13 protein-coding genes are annotated in these 16447 nt (G+C 36.7%); 12 read left to right on the forward strand and 1 reads right to left on the reverse strand.

What is annotated here, in order from left to right; all coding sequences use genetic code 11:
* The 7 genes from J2Z23_RS16620 to J2Z23_RS16650 all read left to right on the forward strand — a co-directional run bounded on the left by J2Z23_RS16620 (nt 1) and on the right by J2Z23_RS16650 (nt 6261).
* Entirely contained in the window at nt 1-957 is a 957-nt protein-coding gene (locus J2Z23_RS16620; RefSeq protein WP_082881257.1) for an ABC transporter ATP-binding protein, read from the forward strand.
* On the forward strand, nt 950-1561 hold the full coding sequence (locus J2Z23_RS16625; RefSeq protein WP_057987062.1) for an ABC transporter ATP-binding protein: 612 nt from the start codon (nt 950-952) through the stop codon (nt 1559-1561). Before J2Z23_RS16620 ends, J2Z23_RS16625 begins: the two co-directional genes overlap by 8 nt.
* Nucleotides 1562-1732: 171 nt before the next feature.
* Nucleotides 1733-2188, forward strand: a complete 456-nt coding sequence (locus tag J2Z23_RS16630; RefSeq protein WP_057987064.1) for a hypothetical protein — start codon at nt 1733-1735, stop codon at nt 2186-2188.
* Nucleotides 2189-2308: 120 nt separating this feature from the next.
* Nucleotides 2309-3175 carry a hypothetical protein gene (locus tag J2Z23_RS16635; protein WP_057987066.1) on the forward strand — a complete coding sequence of 289 codons (867 nt, stop codon included), beginning with the start codon at nt 2309-2311 and terminating at the stop codon, nt 3173-3175.
* Between the two features lie 30 nt (nt 3176-3205).
* Nucleotides 3206-3568, forward strand: a complete 363-nt coding sequence (locus J2Z23_RS16640) for a hypothetical protein (protein WP_057987068.1) — start codon at nt 3206-3208, stop codon at nt 3566-3568.
* Nucleotides 3569-4773: 1205 nt separating this feature from the next.
* Entirely contained in the window at nt 4774-5943 is a 1170-nt protein-coding gene (locus J2Z23_RS16645; protein ID WP_057987070.1) for an MFS transporter, read from the forward strand.
* A gap of 78 nt (nt 5944-6021) precedes the next feature.
* Nucleotides 6022-6261 (forward strand): YkuS family protein, encoded by a 240-nt coding sequence (locus tag J2Z23_RS16650; RefSeq protein WP_057987072.1) that lies wholly within the window; start codon nt 6022-6024, stop codon nt 6259-6261.
* Nucleotides 6262-6302: 41 nt separating this feature from the next.
* Here J2Z23_RS16650 and J2Z23_RS16655 read toward each other — a convergent pair whose 3' ends face one another.
* On the reverse strand, nt 6303-7793 hold the full coding sequence (locus tag J2Z23_RS16655) for an FAD-dependent oxidoreductase (RefSeq protein WP_209974616.1): 1491 nt from the start codon (nt 7791-7793) through the stop codon (nt 6303-6305).
* 435 nt (nt 7794-8228) lie between these two features.
* Between J2Z23_RS16655 and J2Z23_RS16660 the strand changes: the two genes are divergently transcribed.
* The 5 genes from J2Z23_RS16660 (at nt 8229) to J2Z23_RS16680 (ending at nt 16383) form a co-directional block, all read left to right on the forward strand.
* Nucleotides 8229-9170 carry an ABC transporter permease gene (locus J2Z23_RS16660; protein ID WP_057987347.1) on the forward strand — a complete coding sequence of 314 codons (942 nt, stop codon included), beginning with the start codon at nt 8229-8231 and terminating at the stop codon, nt 9168-9170.
* A 15-nt stretch (nt 9171-9185) separates the two neighbouring features.
* Nucleotides 9186-10082, forward strand: coding sequence for a carbohydrate ABC transporter permease (locus J2Z23_RS16665; RefSeq protein ID WP_057987076.1), 897 nt, complete (start codon nt 9186-9188; stop codon nt 10080-10082).
* A gap of 87 nt (nt 10083-10169) precedes the next feature.
* A complete protein-coding gene (locus J2Z23_RS16670) occupies nt 10170-11747 on the forward strand; it encodes an extracellular solute-binding protein (RefSeq protein ID WP_209974618.1) in 1578 nt (525 codons plus the stop codon).
* A gap of 119 nt (nt 11748-11866) precedes the next feature.
* The gene (locus J2Z23_RS16675) at nt 11867-15004 is read left to right on the forward strand and encodes a glycosyl hydrolase (RefSeq protein ID WP_209974620.1); all 3138 of its coding nucleotides are present in this window, start codon (nt 11867-11869) and stop codon (nt 15002-15004) included.
* A gap of 176 nt (nt 15005-15180) precedes the next feature.
* On the forward strand, nt 15181-16383 hold the full coding sequence (locus J2Z23_RS16680) for a GntR family transcriptional regulator (protein WP_209974622.1): 1203 nt from the start codon (nt 15181-15183) through the stop codon (nt 16381-16383).
* Nucleotides 16384-16447 lie beyond the last annotated feature (64 nt).

The following is a 16447-nucleotide window of genomic DNA, read 5'->3' on the forward strand; positions in this document are numbered from 1 at the left end:
GTGACTTTAGAAAAACAATCAAAGATCGGAACAGAGCCGTCTCTATTTGCAGTGAAGCAGTTTTCACTTGTCTTTCGTCAATATGAAAAAGGCTGGCAGGAATCAAAGATTCAAGCGATCAGTGGGTTTAATTTAACGATTCAAAAAGGAGAAATCGTGGCGATTGTTGGAGCGAGTGGATCTGGAAAAAGCTTATTAGCTAATGCAATTTTAGGAATATTACCTGAAAATGCAGAAACAGATGGGGAGATTTTATTTGAGGGAGAAGCCTTGACACCTAAAAGGCAAGAAGAACTAAGGGGGAAGGAAATAGCCCTTATACCACAATCAACGAATGCTCTTGATCCATTAATGAAAGCGGGCAAACAGGTGCAAACGATGATAAAAGGGAAAAATAAGAAAAAGATTCAAGAGGGAATTTTCCACAAGGTTGGATTAGCAAGTGAAGCAGGGGAGCGATATCCGTTTGAGTTATCGGGAGGTATGGCAAGAAGAGTGTTAGTCACTACAGCTATAGCAAGTCAGGCAAAACTGATTATTGCAGATGAACCAACTCCCGGATTGGATGAACACTCTCGTAACGAAACCATTCAATATATCAAACAGTTAGCTAATGAGGGAAAAGGAGTTATGTTTATTACCCATGATATTATGGCTGCCTTAGCAATAGCTGATAGAATAGCTGTTTTTTATGCAGGGCAAACGGTTGAAATAGCTAATACCGAAGATTTTTATGGGAAAGGTGAACAATTGCGACATCCTTATACAAAGGCATTATGGAATTCCCTTCCACAGAACGAGTTTAAGCCATTGCCAGGCTCCCAACCAGCACCTATCACTGTTTTAAATGGTTGTGCTTTTGCGCCAAGATGTCTAAAAGCGACCTCAATATGTAAACAAAAGCAACCATTAAATCGTTCTTTGAATCAAGGGATGGTGAGATGCTTCCATGCTTAAAGCGAATGGACTAGGTTATCATTATCCAAACAAAAACTGGTTGTTTCATAAGCTTGATCTTTCTATTCATCCTGGTGAGGTGGTCGGCTTATATGGAGAGAGTGGAGCGGGGAAATCGACATTAGCAAGAATAATGGCAGGTTTTTTGAAACCAAATCGGGGTAATATAATGGTAGAGAATGAGCAATATCCCATTAAAGGAGTACACCCCGTTCAATTAATCTTGCAACACCCAGAAAAAGCTGTAAATCCAAGATGGAGAATGGGGAAAATCCTTTCAGAAGGTGGTATTCCAGAAGATTCCCTTCTAAAAGCTTTTGGTATTCAAGAAGAGTGGTTATCTCGTTTTCCAAGTGAAATATCTGGCGGAGAATTACAACGTTTTTGTTTGGCTCGTGCATTTAAGCCTACAACAAAGTATTTAATTGCCGATGAAATCACAACGATGCTGGATGCTGTAACCCAAGCACAAATTTGGCAAACAGTTTTAGAAATCACACGGCAACGTGGTATCGGAATACTTGCGATTAGTCATGATCTATACTTATTAAAAAGGGTTTGTGATCGGATTATTCAATTTAATGATAAACAAGAACTTTTATAGGGTGTAGAAGGGATTCCCTTTGCCTCTTGGACTAAAAAAGCTTGAATGCTTGTTTCCGTTCACCATCTTCTGTATACTTTCTACGAAAGAGAATAGGAAACTTTATTTTTGGAAAAATAACCTAAAGTCTATATAGAATTATGAGAACCCTATTGAGAGGTGTATGGAAGAATGGATGATTTCAAAGTTGAGACCGTTTATGAAGAACGGACATATGAACGCTATCGTTTCAGTTTTTCTATAGATGGAAAGGAATATAAAGGGAATTTCCATGAAGGAGAAATTCAATGGCTTCATCCTCATCCGAAGCAGGACCTGAAGGAAGATCAGTTACAATGGATTGAGTCAGAAGTGCGAAGCCTATTAACAGAGAACGATGTGATGGATGCGGATGAAGATTTAGATAATCTTGAAGTTGAACCGATGTTTCCAGACCAAGTTCATCAGGTCCATCAATTTAAGTTAGATATTGAAGGGGAACAATTTAAAGGGATGATACGTAATGGAAAGTTGGAATGGTTTCACCCTAAACCAAGGCGAAAATTGGCGAATGACAAAGTGGAAAAGGTAGAAAAACAAATCCATGAAAAAGTAAAAAAGCATATAGACGAAGAAGACGAAATATAGAAAAACAAACATCATGAGCATTAAAATGGGCCGCATTCTTGCGGCTCTTTTTATATGCTCAAGAATTGAAACCTTTTCTAGCTATAAATCGTAAGCTCTTTTACAGGGGGGGGAGACGAGATGAGGAAAATTATTGGTATTATCATAATTATTTTTAGTTTTCTTATTGCGATTGGCTGTTTAGCAGACATTAAGAATTCACCGATTGCTTCAATCGTTGGTTTAATTGTCATTTGTTTACCACTTTATTTTATTGGTCATCTGGTCCGTACATCTAAAGAGGAATTGAAACGCAATGGGGTGCGTTGGCTCACGATCTTTGTCTTTTGCTTAATTATTCTCCCACTTATTTTCTATACGTATGAACACTATGAGATTCTAAAATGGCAAGCAATTGATGATGGAAAGTATATATTTTATGAACCAAGTTCCAATGAAATAGGTAGTTTATCGTTATTATTTTTGATGGCATTGCTTCTTTTAGTACCGATTCGCCTTTTTAGCCCTGAGCTAAAGAGAAAGCGATTAATGAGTCTAATAATTGTTGTGACGCTTCTTCTTTATGGTGGATTTCGCTATTATACATGGCTTGATTATCGGGGGGTACACGAAGAGTTAGGATTAATTTCCCAAAATTGGGCGGGAAAGCAAACTGTTCAGTCTTTTGATCAAATCAAAGAAATATACATAAAGCCGAATGTATATCATGGCAGTCTTGGTGATCCAACAGATGAAACTGTGTTTACGTGGAAGATGGTTTTTATGAATAAAAATGGGGAGAACACCACTTATTCGTTTCGGAGTCTATCTAAAGATACTTTGGAGAGGGCAAACCGACTGAAAGCCATTGCTAATGAAGAGCATACACCCTTCATTGTCCAAAAAATGAGCAATAAGGAACGCGAATGGTTTGACCTTGAATTGGAATTAAAAGAATTGGAGAAAGAACCATTTTATGATTTCTTTTTGAATGGAAGAGCTGAATAAATTTTTGATGACTTGTAAGGGGGAGAGAGCATGATCATTGAGTTAACTAGAAATAGTGTAGCGATGGGAGATGATGTATATGCACCACATGATCAAAAGATCATAATCCCCTCCTATAAACAGCTAGACCATTTATGGAACAAAATGAAAGAAATCCGGTATTTACCATCCATTTATGGGGGAGAAGCAACTAGGATCTTATATCGAACGGACAATGATTTACCGCTAGCTGTAGTGGCTCAACAATGGGAAAAAGCAAAGTTTTTTGTTCAATCGCAACAAACGTTAGCTCAATGTTTTGAGGAAGTAAATCGAATCACTTTACATTTTGTCTATAGAGCCCAAGAAAATCCAGATACTGTCTATCGAAATTTATTAGAGCATTTTTGGTAATGGAAGTGATCTTTCTTTTGGATAATGCCAATGGAATAATCTCCTTGTCCGCGGGTGTTAATAAGCCTAATGACAAGGCGATATGAATAAAGCTTTTGATCGTTTTTAGGCTTGTACTGATGTGAATCCCACGTGAAAGATTCATTTATTTTTGCGCTTTTTGTTGTTGGAAACTGAGTGGACAACCCCTATTTTCCTTATAATTTTGCACAAGTTTTTGAATAGAGGAATTTGCTTTTATGAATGCCAGTTTGGCCATAAGTCGACAAATCGCTTTGCTGGGGAACTTTACTTTGATGTTACCCATTTTCCTAGCTTCTTCATAACTTGTAAAAGTTTAATATACTCTTCCAGCTGACCAGATTTGGTCAGCTGGAAGAGTGTAGACAAAAGGGTTGGAAAGCAAAATGATTTCCAACCCTTTTGCTATTAATACAGAATAATTCTATGAAAAAGAGCCATAAATGCTCTCCCTATGTTTTCTATTACGCCATGGTTGCCGTGATCCATGTCCAGCTGTTCGCGTTCATTACATTTGATTTTTCGTCACCATATCCATCACCTCATTCAGTTAATAGGAAACACCGTTGATTGGAGCGGAGAGCGGCGACTCCAGCGGGAACAGCGCGAGCTGAAGACCCTGGACTGAGCGCAGCGAGGGAAGCGGCTGAAGCCGTGCCCGCGGAAGGCGTCCGCTCGCAGCGGAAATCAACCTTTCTAGCTTTTTCTCTATTTTAAAAGAAAAAAGACTGTAGGCAAACACCAAATTCATGGTGTTTGTCTACAGTCTGAGCTGACTAGATTTGGTCAACTTTTCTGTTATCATTTTCCCGAAGAACCATACAGACAAAATAAACTCAACTTCTAGGGCATACCGACTATAGTTGTTTCTTCAAGTTGTAAAGAAAGGATAATGTCAGAAACCGATTTTTTTAAATCTTTCCCGATGCGCATACCAATTTGATAATATCGTTTGTAGGTATATGTCCCTATTTCTTTAACTATCACTATATGGCGAAATAAATGAGGATGAATGTCCATAGCAAAAAATAAACCAAATGCAACGACATAACGTTGTTGTAATGAAGTTAGTTCAACTAAAGAGAATTTTCTTTAAAAACAAGGAAAATCTAAACTTAAAAATTGACTCTATTTGCGCTTCGAGGTAGTATTTTTAGGAAGTTAATCATGAGGGAGAAAGAACGATGAAAAAGAGAAAATTTACATTACCACTTTTGTTAATAAATTTATTTATTGCTTTTTTGGGAATTGGACTAGTAATCCCTGTAATGCCAACACTTATGAATGAACTTGGGATTTCTGGGTCTGTTGTCGGATATATGGTAGCCGCTTTTGCCATTTCACAGCTGATAATGTCTCCGTTTGCAGGACGATGGGTGGATCAATTCGGTCGGAAGAAAATGATCGTGATCGGATTACTATTTTTTAGTATTTCTGAATTATTATTCGGACTTGGACAGGACCTGTTGTTATTATTCACTTCGCGAATTTTAGGTGGAGTTAGTGCCGCTTTTATTATGCCTGCTGTAACAGCATTTATAGCGGATATTACGACACTAGAAACTAGATCAAAGGCGCTCGGTTATATGTCTGCGGCTATTTCTACCGGCTTTATTGTCGGACCAGGGATTGGTGGTTTTCTTGCCGAAATTGGTACTCGAGTTCCATTCTTTTCGGCCGCTGTACTCGCATTTATAGCTGCAGTTTTTTCCGTATTAATGCTTAGGGAACCTGTGCGTAATCAAACTGAATTAAAGCAGGAATACAAGCCAGGGTTTAAACGTGTTTTTGCCCCAATCTATTTTATCCCTTTTATGATCATTATGATTTTTTCTTTTGGTTTAGCTTCGTTTGAATCGATTTTTAGTTTATTTGTCGATCATAAATTTAGCTTTACTCCTAAAGATATAGCCATCGTCATTACAGGAGGAGCGATCTTAGGGGCAGTAGCCCAAGTGATCTTATTTGATCGCCTAACGAAATATATTGGAGAAATACGTCTCATTTTGTTTAGTTTAATTTTTTCCGCTTTCCTAGTTTTTATGATCACAGTGGTGGAAACATATATGAGCATTTTGTTCGTCACCATTATTCTCTTCGTTGGTTTTGATTTAATGCGTCCAGCTGTTACCTCTTATCTATCAAAAGTTGCTGGTGAAGAACAAGGATTTGCCGGGGGAATGAATTCAATGTTTACAAGTATTGGCAATATTTTTGGACCAATTATCGGTGGTATGCTCTTTGATATTAATTTAGATTATCCTTTCTACTTTTCAACGATCATTTTAGTAATCGGTGTGGCTTTAGCATTGGCTTGGAAAAAACCAGCTAGCATTAACGAACCACAGTTTTAAATTATATGAGTGATTTTCTTTTATATGGGCAAGCTATACCTCCCGACAATTTTTTAATAAAAAGGGAGGGTAATTAATTTGGCAAAAATTGCTGTAGAAACGCCATTAGAAGATGTGAAGCAAGCTTTGGAAGAAAAAGGACATGATGTCTTTATGTTTACAAATGAGGAAGAGGCAAAAGGTGCTAACCTTGCCGTTGTTCGAACTCTAAATGAGATTGATGCAGATGCAGAACAATTTGATTTTCCGTTCGTAAGTATGGAAGGTGCGTCTGTTGATGAAATTGTTGCAGATGTTGAACAAAGATTAACCCGCTAAGTAGATGAATCCGACCTCTTTTTAGAGGTCGGATCTATTCATTAGAGATCTTGCGGATTTACTGAATCTAAGTCTTTTAGTGCTGGACCAGCTACAACCTTGCCTGTGGGACTGAAGATGGAGCCATGACAAGGACAATCCCATGTTTGATCACCATCGTTCCAGTGTACTCCACATCCCAAATGGGTACAAGTAAGGTCTAAATAATGGATATCTCCCTTTTGATCCTTAAATAGACCGATTTGTTGGTCACCAATTTCAATCGTTGTGGCCTGATTATTTTTTAAATGTACTGCTTTGGATTGTAAAGAGGAAGCTTGTTTCTGCCTTTCCTTATCAGCCTTTTTTTGCACTCGGTTTGGCGCAAAGACATCTTCGTAACGATTTTCCTGTTTCGTAATTAAGTCACAAATTAAATTTGCCCCAACTGCTGCATTCGTCAATCCCCATTTATTTAATCCTGTAATCGTGTAAATATTTTCTTCCTCTGAAGTGAGAACTCCTATTAAAGGAATGCGATCCTCAGTAACCAAATCATGTTCTGACCAATAAGCGCAGACTTCTGAAGCATTAAATTTTTGTGCTGCAAACTCGGCTAATTGTTGATAGCGATCAAAAGTCGAGTGTTGATCCCCGGTTTTATGTGTTTCCCCACCAATTAGTAGATACTCTTCATTACTTTCTTTCGTATGGCGAATGCTTCGAACTGCAGGATCTACACTAATATACATACCACCTGGAAATTCTTGAGGATAACGTAATGCTAGTAAATGTGATGTAACAGGCTGTAAATGATCTGCATAAAAGGAATCAGGATCATAGGTGGGAAATAAAGTCGCAAATACAGTATGTTTACATGTCACTGTATAGCCTGAGTTCGTAGTTAATTGGATACAATCTCCCTCTTTTTTTAGCTCTGTTACCACGGTGTTTTGATAAATTCTGCCACCTAATTGTTTGATTTCCTTTAACATTGCTAGTGAAAATTTAACTGGATGGAATTGGGCTTGATCTTTCATGACCAAGGCGGAGTCTATATCCCAATCAAAGGGACAATCTTTCTTTAGCTCGCCGTTAATAGAGAGCTTTATATAAGCCTCCGCTTCTTTTTCTAATTGGTTTGATTCATCCTTCGTTTGTGCATAGACATAGGCATCCATTTTTTCGAAATCACAATCTATATCATATTTCTTGACTAAACTTTCAATAAAATGAAGTCCCTCCTTATTGGCTTGATAATAGAGCTTTGCTAATTCGATTCCATACTTATTTAATAAATCTCCATAAATAAGGTGATGCTGTGCCGTTAATTTTGCGGAAGTTCCTCCTGTTGTTCCACTGACGAGATCACGAGCTTCTAATAAAATTACAGATAACCCCGCTTTTGCCGCTAAAAAGGCAGTTAGAATACCTGAGATCCCACCTCCAACAATGGTTACATCTGTTTCACGACTCTCAGATAAGGTAGGATAGGATGGAACCTCAACAGTAGATGTCCAGAAAGAGTGACTCTGTTTTGTCGAAAAATCCATCAGAACACGCCTCCTTAAAAAGTTTACTGTCATTTCTATTACCTTAATAAAAAGTAAATAAACTAGAAAAATACAATTGTTTATCTACCCAAGCAATAACTCATTTTTTTAGAGGTGTAAAAAGTATACTTTAACAGGGGGAGAAAAAAAGAAATATTGAGAAACAGTGAAACAGATGCAGGGGAAATAATTTTTTAATTACGATAACATCAATGCATATAGAGATATCTTTAAGGGAGTTTAATAAAAAAGTATTGCAATAGGGAATTGAGTATAGTATTTTTAAAAGTATACTAAATAAAAGCGGAAATCAATAATCAAATCGTATATTGTTTATTTTGTATACAATTTGGTTATTTGGTAATCGCTTACAAATGTGAGCGCTACAAGAAGGGAGAGTGGATAAATTTGAAAGAAATTGAATCTGGCCAATTGATGGCAGAAAAACAGCAATATGTTTCACAAATTAATAACAGACCACCAATCGGAAAAAAGTTAAAAAAACATTGGCGTCTATATGTATTAATCGCACCTGCTATTATTTTTTTCGCTATCTTTAATTACTTTCCGATGTATGGAGTGATTATTTCATTTAAGGATTACGTCGCTACTAAGGGAATTTGGGGGAGTTCCTGGGTTGGATTTAAACATTTTGAACGCTTCTTTCATGCTTATAATTTTTGGGAGCTAATAAGAAATACATTTTTTATTAATATTTATCAATTGGCTATGTTTCCAGTGTCTATTATTGTCGCTTTATCTATCAATGAAGTTAGAAATAGCTTTTTTAAAAAGAGTGTTCAAACGATTACTTATGCTCCACATTTTATATCGGTTGTTGTAATGACAGGGATGATTGTCGCTTTCCTAAGCCCATCTACAGGAATTATCAATAAGGGGATTAGCCTCTTAGGCTTTGAACCAATCGCTTTTTTAGCTGAACCAGGCTGGTTTAAAACAATCTTTGTACAATCTGGAGTATGGCAGGGACTTGGTTGGAGCGCTATTATTTATTTGGCTGCATTAGCGGGGGTTAATCCGGAGCTTCATGAGGCGGCTAGAGTTGATGGAGCATCTAGATTTCAACGGATTATACATATTAATATCCCTGCTATTATCCCCGTAATGGTTATTTTATTAATTTTAGATGTTGGCAATCTATTATCTGTTGGTTTTGAAAAAATTTATTTATTACAGAATCCATTAAATATGGAAGCCTCCGATGTCATTCAAACATACGTGTATCGTGCTGGTTTATTGGAAGGACAATATAGTTTTTCCGCAGCAGTGGGATTATTCAATTCCATTGTTACATTGATTCTATTAATTATTGTCAATTATATTGCACGAAGAACAACTAATAATAGTCTTTGGTAAGGAGGTGGGATAAATATGAAAAGAGAAAGCTACGCTGATAAAGTATTTATTGTTTTTAATAGTATATTCCTTTGTGCACTCGTGTTTATCGTGCTTTATCCATTGGTATATGTTGTAAGTGCTTCAATTAGTAACCCAGTACTCGTCAACACAGGGCAAATGTGGCTATGGCCGAAAGAAATTACATTTGAGGGCTATAAAAGAGTTTTTGAGAACTCGGATATTTGGATGGGATATAAAAATACAATTATTTATACCCTCTTAGGTGTGGCGATTCACTTATTTATTTTACTCCCCTGTGCTTATGCTGTCTCGAGAAGAGGATTAATGGGGAAAAAGGCAATCATGTGGTACTTCTTATTTACGATGTTTTTTAATGGAGGGTTAATTCCTACTTATTTGCTAGTGAAAGATTTGGGAATGGTGAATACATTATGGGCAATGGTTTTACCTAATGCCCTTGGAGTTTGGTCCATCATTGTCGCTAGAACCTTTTTCCAACAAAATGTTCCGAATGAATTGGTCGAGGCTGCTGAAATTGATGGAGCAAATGATTTTTATATCTTTTTTAAAATTGTAATCCCAATTTCTGCACCTATCATTGCTGTTATGGGGCTTTTCCATGGAGTAGGGCTCTGGAACCAATATTTTAATGGATTAATATATTTAAATGATCATAGTAAATATCCTTTACAGTTGATACTGCGAGAGATCCTTATTCTTAATCAGATGGATACCGATATGCTGATGGACTCAGCGCAAAATCTCGAATCCTTGGCAGAACAAGCAAGAATTGCAGATATTATTAAATACGCAGTTATGATTGTATCGGCACTACCATTATTAATCATATATCCATTTCTACAAAAATATTTTGTGAAAGGGGTTTTGATCGGTTCTATTAAAGAGTGAATTCCAAAGAAGACGATAAGAGTCTTCCATAATTAACAAAATTATAGAAAACGCATTCATAACAATTTTAAAGGGAGGAAAATGAAAATGAAAAAAACCCTTCAAATAATGCTCATTATTTTTGCTGTTCTCACACTACTTGTTGCGTGTTCAGACAAAAAATCAAGTAATCAACAAACTATGGCAGTGAATAAAACTGGTTTTCCAATTGTGGATGAAGAGATCACGATAAAAATGGTAGGGCAAAAGTCTCCAACCCAAACAAATTGGGACAAGATGAAAGTATTAAACAGTTACGAAGAAAAAACAAATATTAAGATTCAGTGGGATACACCTGCAGGGGATGGTTATAGGGAAAAACTCAATCTTATGTTTGCGAGTGGTGAATATCCTGAAGCGTTCTTTGGTGGCGGATTATCTCGTGATGATGAAATAAAATACGGATCACAGGAAATATTAGTCCCTTTAGAGGATTTAATTGATGAATATGCCCCGAATTTCAAAAAAATTCTCGATGATAATCCGGATATTCGTCGAAGTATTACTACACCAGATGGACATATTTATGCTTTGCCTACAGTGATTGATGTTCCCCGTGATTTATCGGGTCCAAAGCTATGGGTGAACAAAAAGTGGATTGATGATCTTGGGTTGGAAATGCCAAAATCTGTGGATGATCTTTATACTATCTTAAAGTCATTTAAGGAAAATGATCCAAATGGTAATGGAGAAGCAGATGAAATACCGATCGGTTCCTCCAAACTGGAGGACATAAAATACGGTTTAATGGGAGCGTTCGGATACCTAGGGAGTAATAATTTTAATGCCGTTGATGACAAAGTTGTTTACGTTCCGAGTACTGAGGAATATAAGGAATTTCTAATGTATATGAATAAATTATATGAGGAAGGTTTACTTGATAAGGAAACTTTCACACAGGACGCACAAGCTGTAACAGCGAAAGGCCAAGAAATGCGACTTGGATTATTTATGGATGCAGGAGCATTTCTAAAAGTTCCAGTTGAACAAAGTGATCAATATGTTGCCTTACCACCCCTTACTAGTTCGGTTAATCAGGAATTAATGTGGCCGAGAACATCTGGCATTTCATCAGGGTCCTTCGCGATCACAGATAAAAATCCACATCCAGAAGCAACAATGCGTTGGGTAGATTATTTTTATTCTGAAGAGGGGAGCACTTTTATTGGAGTTGCAGGAGGAGTAGAGGGTGAAGATTGGGAGTGGATTGATGAAGAGAAAACAAAATGGGAACAGATTGTGCCTGAAGGAAGAACAATGGCTGAGATGGGAGCAGAGAGAACTCCAGCAGCAGGTACATTTGTACCTCACGTAATGAGGAAGGAATGGGTACTAAAAGAACATTCCCCCCTTAATAATGAGATTGATAAAGAGGTTAGTGAAAAATATGAAGAATACTTCAAAATTCCTTTCCCTGATACGTATTATACAAATGAAGAGATCGAAGAAGTGAATGCCATTCAAAGTGATATTAGTGATTATGTAGAAAGGATGACAGCTAAGTTCACTGTTGGAGAAGTATCTTTTGATGAATGGGATCAATATACGAAACAATTAAATAAGCTAAAACTGGAGCAATTAATTGAAATTCAGCAAGAGGCATATGATCGTTGGAAAGATAGTTAATCAAAAATAGAAGATTAGAATAGTAGATGAACTTGTAAAGGGACATGTAGAGTCAATTTATTGATGAATGTCCCTTATAATTTTACGGTTGGTAATTAAGAGGAGTGAGTTGAAAACCAATGGATATTAAGATGATAGAGCAATTTCAAAATCCAGGAATGGAGTTTCGTGGGAAACCTTTTTGGGCTTGGAATGGGAAATTGGAAGAAAAAGAATTATTACGACAAATAGATATTTTAAAAGAGATGGGATTTGGTGGATTTTTCATGCATTCTCGAACTGGATTAGTAACGGAATATTTAAGTGATGAGTGGTTCCATCTCATCAATACATGTGCAGATCGAGCGAAAGAATTAGGAATGGAAGCTTGGCTTTATGATGAAGATCGCTGGCCAAGTGGAACAGCCGGAGGCGAGGTAACGAAAAATCCTGAATACCGTTTGAAGTTCATTCGTTTAAAAGTGCTTTCTATCGAGGATTTTCAATGGGATAAGAGAGTATTTGCTGCTTTCATTTGTCGATTAGAAGACGGCATAAATTATTATGATTGCATTCAATTAAAAAAGGGAGATTTACCTCCTCCAGAAGAAGGAAAAAGTATTCTAGCCTTTTCAATTGAAGAAATGGAAAAGGAAAGTTTTTACAATGGGTATACATACGTAGATACAATGAATAGAGAGGCTACGGAATATTACTTACAATTAACACATGAAAAATACAAGCAGTTTAGTGGCGACCGATTCGGTTCATCAATCAAAGGAATTTTTACAGATGAACCACATCGGGGGGCGGTAATGAATGGATTTGGTATCCAAAATGAGGATCCTGGCTATTTAACACCATGGACACCAAAATTATTTGCAGAATACCAAAGGAAGTTTGGCATCGATCTTGTTGAAAATTTACCAGAGTTGTTTTTACGGAAGAATGGTGAAAAGGTATCTTATGTGAAATGGTGTTATGTTGAACTTCTTCAAGAATTATTTCTGCAAAATTATGCCAAGCCATATTTGGAATGGTGCCAAGAAAATGGATTGCAAGTGACTGGACATGTATTACATGAAGATAATTTGACTTCACAGGTAGCATTGAGTGGTTCGGTTATGCGCTATTATGAGTATATGGATTTGCCGGGAATTGATTTGCTTTCAGAGCATAATGTAAGTTTCTGGGTTGTGAAACAACTTTCCTCAGTCGCAAGACAATTAGGTAAACCGTGGATGTTATCAGAATTATATGGGTGCACAGGCTGGCAAATGGGATTTCAAGGACATAAGGAAGTCGGAGATTGGCAAAGTCTATTTGGGATTAATGTACGCTGCCATCACTTATCTTGGTATACGATGGAAGGAGAAGCGAAGCGGGATTTCCCAGCTAGTATTCACTTTCAATCTGGTTGGTGGAAGGAATATAAAGCTGTGGAAGATTATTTTTCCCGTTTAGGTTTCATGCTACAGCTAGGAAAACCGGAATGTGATGTTCTCGTGATCCATCCAGTTGAAAGTGTCTGGTGTCAAGTATATCCTAACTGGTCTAAAACATTAATGACTCAATCAGAAGATGTGATAGAATTAGAGAAAACTTTCTCGGAGTTATTTTTCTCATTAGCCGGCCATCAGATTGATTTTGATTACGGTGATGAGGAAATGATTTCTCGTTTATATAGTATTGACCATGATGAGAGTGGGTTTCCACTATTAACGATTGGCCAAGCTGCCTATAAAACGATTGTAGTTGGAAAAATGACAACGATAAGGAAAACGACATTAAGTATCCTCAAAGAATTTATGAATGCTGGTGGACACGTTATATTTGCGGGAGAAACACCGGCATTTGTGGATGCAAAACCATCTGATGAAGTAATAAAACTGGCAAATCAAGCTATTCAAATTGCTTTTGATGGAGAGCAAATTGCAAAAAGCTGTCTATCGGTAATTTCCCCATCCTTGCAGATCAAGGATCCAGAGTCAAATGCAGTCATTTCCGATATATTTTGCCAAGTTCGAAAAACAGCTGAACAGACGATTTTTGTTTTATTAAATAAAAATCGAGATGTCAGCTACGAGAATGTTAGTGTACGTTTATTTGGAAATGGCAGTGTAGAAGAATGGGATTGTTTAAGCGGAAAGAGGTGGAAAATCAAAGGGAGAAAATCAGATGGTGATATAGAATTTAAATTGGACTTTTGTCCATCTGATCTCCATGTCCTTGTATTTCAGCATAAGCACGAAGACAATGCACTTCCAATCAAGGATTCTTATAAAGTGATCGCCACTGAGAGGATTGAAAATTCCCTTTCTTATCAGTTGAACGAACCAAATGTTTGTGTGCTTGACCGAGCACGATTTCAATTTCAATCATTAAAGCAGCAAGAGGAAAAAGATATTCTAAAAATTGATCAGACGATTAGAAGGCATCTCGGCTTAAAATTAAGAAGTGGAGAAATGATTCAGCCTTGGTATATCAACAAACAATCCAAAAATAAAGACCATCTTTATGGTCCCTTATTTCTTCATTATGATTTTGAAATTGACTGGATACCAGCAATGGGAATAGAGCTTGTACTTGAACAACCGGAATGTTTTAAAATCAAATTAAATAACGAGGAAATAAACAATCCAGAACTAAATGGCTGGTGGATTGATCCCTGTTTTAAGCGAGTGAAACTCTCAAGCGAGCAACTACGGATAGGGAAAAATACGATTACTTTAACAACAATGTTTCGACAAGGTTGTAATTTAGAAGCTATTTATCTGATTGGAAACTTTGGCGTGAAAATTGACAATGTAAAAAAGACAGTGACAAAATTACCGGAAAAGTTGAAGATTGGCGATATCACGAAACAAGGCCTTCCTTTTTATTCTGGAAGCATTTCTTATGAACTAGATATTGTCAAACCAGAAGCGGACGAGGAAAGAATACTCTTATGCCTAGAAGGTTTTGCTGCGGCTTGTGTAAAATTAAGTAATCATAAAGAAAGCATTTTATTACCATGGCAGCCCTATGAATATGATATTACCAAGATGATTTCAAAGAATAGTAAGATCAATTTGGAGTTAATTTTAACTAGAAGGAATACATTTGGTCCATTACATCAAATTCCAATACACACTCCTTCGTATGGTCCTTTAAATTTTATAACCGAAGGAGATCAATTTTCAGAAGAATATAAGCTTATTCCATCTGGGTTGCTAACCAGTCCTCAAATAAGGAGGGCATACAGTTATCAATCTCAAGTGAAAACTAATATGGAATGAATAATCATAAGCAGTCGGAGATGAACTCTGGCTGCTTTTTTCTGTGGAGAAGGGGCGGAGCTACGCTAAAGGAGTTCTATTTAGCATATAATGAGTACACTTCATTCATGAAACCGAAGCGGCTACGCCCATACCACCTTATATACAAGGGTACCTGCTTTATACTTTACCCCCTCATGAATGTTTTTGAGAAGGTTGCATTTGTTGGAATTAAAAAGTATACTTTACTTGACTGGAGTGTGAACGTTTTGGGAAGTATAAAAAAACCGTTATACCAACAGATTATAGATGATTTAAAGGATAAAATAATGAAGGGAAAGTTTTCTCCTAATGATCCCTTTCCTACGCAAATAGAATTGGCAAAATTATATGGAACGAGTGAAATAACATCCCGGCGTGCTTTAACAGAGCTTGCAAATGAAGGGTTAATTTATCGGATTAGGGGAAAAGGGACTTTTATTCATGATAAAAAAACACACTTACCTAAAGAAGAAACTCCTCCTCAGTTAAAAAGATTATTTTTTATTTATAAAAATGTAGAAGTACAATCATTTAATCATCGGTTTTATAGTGATATGTTTAAAGGGATTCAAGAGGTATGCCAGCAAAACAATGTAGAATTTCATCTAATCAATATAGGGGAAACATTTGACTTACCTAGATGCGATGATGCCGGCTATATCTTTTTGTCAGTTGAATCTGATGAGAATTATAGCAAAGCTTTGACACAATGGAAAAAGGAAAATAAAAAGATCATGACCGTCCATACTTTTTATCCCCACCTTCAAATCCCCTATGTAGTTGTTGATAACTATTCAGGTGGTTTTTTAGCAACACAGCATTTATTATCGTTCGGTCATCAACGAATTGGGATTGTGGTAACTGGCAATTCCCTTTTAGAAATGAGCAAAGAATTTACACTTCGTTTGCAGGGATATAGACAGGCACTTTTGCAAAACCAAATTCAATTTGATCCCGAACTAGTGTATGTAACAGAAGGAGAGTTTGAATCAGAGGAAATGGGGTATAAAGGGCTTAATCATTTAATGAAGCTAACAAACCCACCTACAGCTATTTTCTTTACTAGTGATTGTAAGGCTGTTGGTGCGATGAGAGCAGCAAGCGAAATGGGATTATCAATCCCTGATGATATTAGTATTGTTGGATATGATGATCTTGTCACAAGTGAGTATCTCATGCCGGGATTAACGACTATTAACCAAAATACGTATAAAGTAGGGAAGAGGGCAGCAGAGATTTTACTCTTTGAATGGGATCATACCCTTTCCAACGGCTACCTAAAAGATGAAATTATGCCAAAGCTTGTTGTTAGAGGAAGTACAGCAGAAGAAGCAAAGTTTAAAATGGCAAGTAAATAATTTGAATGTTAATGACCTTACCAGAGATGAGATGGTAAGGTCATTTTTAATGCAAAAAATAAAG

This window comes from Lederbergia galactosidilytica, from assembly GCF_017873565.1.
In the GTDB taxonomy this organism is placed as follows: Bacteria; Bacillota; Bacilli; order Bacillales; family Bacillaceae_C; genus Lederbergia; species Lederbergia galactosidilytica.

Excerpts from the sequence above, each read along its gene's own strand:
- J2Z23_RS16625 (WP_057987062.1), top strand. The coding sequence starts at position 950 with ATGCTTAAAGCGAATGGACTAGGTTATCATTATCCAAACAAAAACTGG.
- J2Z23_RS16635 (WP_057987066.1), top strand. The coding sequence starts at position 2,309 with ATGAGGAAAATTATTGGTATTATCATAATTATTTTTAGTTTTCTTATT.
- J2Z23_RS16655 (WP_209974616.1), bottom strand. The coding sequence starts at position 7,793 with ATGGATTTTTCGACAAAACAGAGTCACTCTTTCTGGACATCTACTGTT.
- J2Z23_RS16675 (WP_209974620.1), top strand. The coding sequence starts at position 11,867 with ATGGATATTAAGATGATAGAGCAATTTCAAAATCCAGGAATGGAGTTT.
- J2Z23_RS16645 (WP_057987070.1), top strand. The coding sequence starts at position 4,774 with ATGAAAAAGAGAAAATTTACATTACCACTTTTGTTAATAAATTTATTT.
- J2Z23_RS16670 (WP_209974618.1), top strand. The coding sequence starts at position 10,170 with ATGAAAAAAACCCTTCAAATAATGCTCATTATTTTTGCTGTTCTCACA.
- J2Z23_RS16630 (WP_057987064.1), top strand. The coding sequence starts at position 1,733 with ATGGATGATTTCAAAGTTGAGACCGTTTATGAAGAACGGACATATGAA.
- J2Z23_RS16665 (WP_057987076.1), top strand. The coding sequence starts at position 9,186 with ATGAAAAGAGAAAGCTACGCTGATAAAGTATTTATTGTTTTTAATAGT.
- J2Z23_RS16660 (WP_057987347.1), top strand. The coding sequence starts at position 8,229 with ATGGCAGAAAAACAGCAATATGTTTCACAAATTAATAACAGACCACCA.
- J2Z23_RS16640 (WP_057987068.1), top strand. The coding sequence starts at position 3,206 with ATGATCATTGAGTTAACTAGAAATAGTGTAGCGATGGGAGATGATGTA.
- J2Z23_RS16680 (WP_209974622.1), top strand. The coding sequence starts at position 15,181 with ATGAATGTTTTTGAGAAGGTTGCATTTGTTGGAATTAAAAAGTATACT.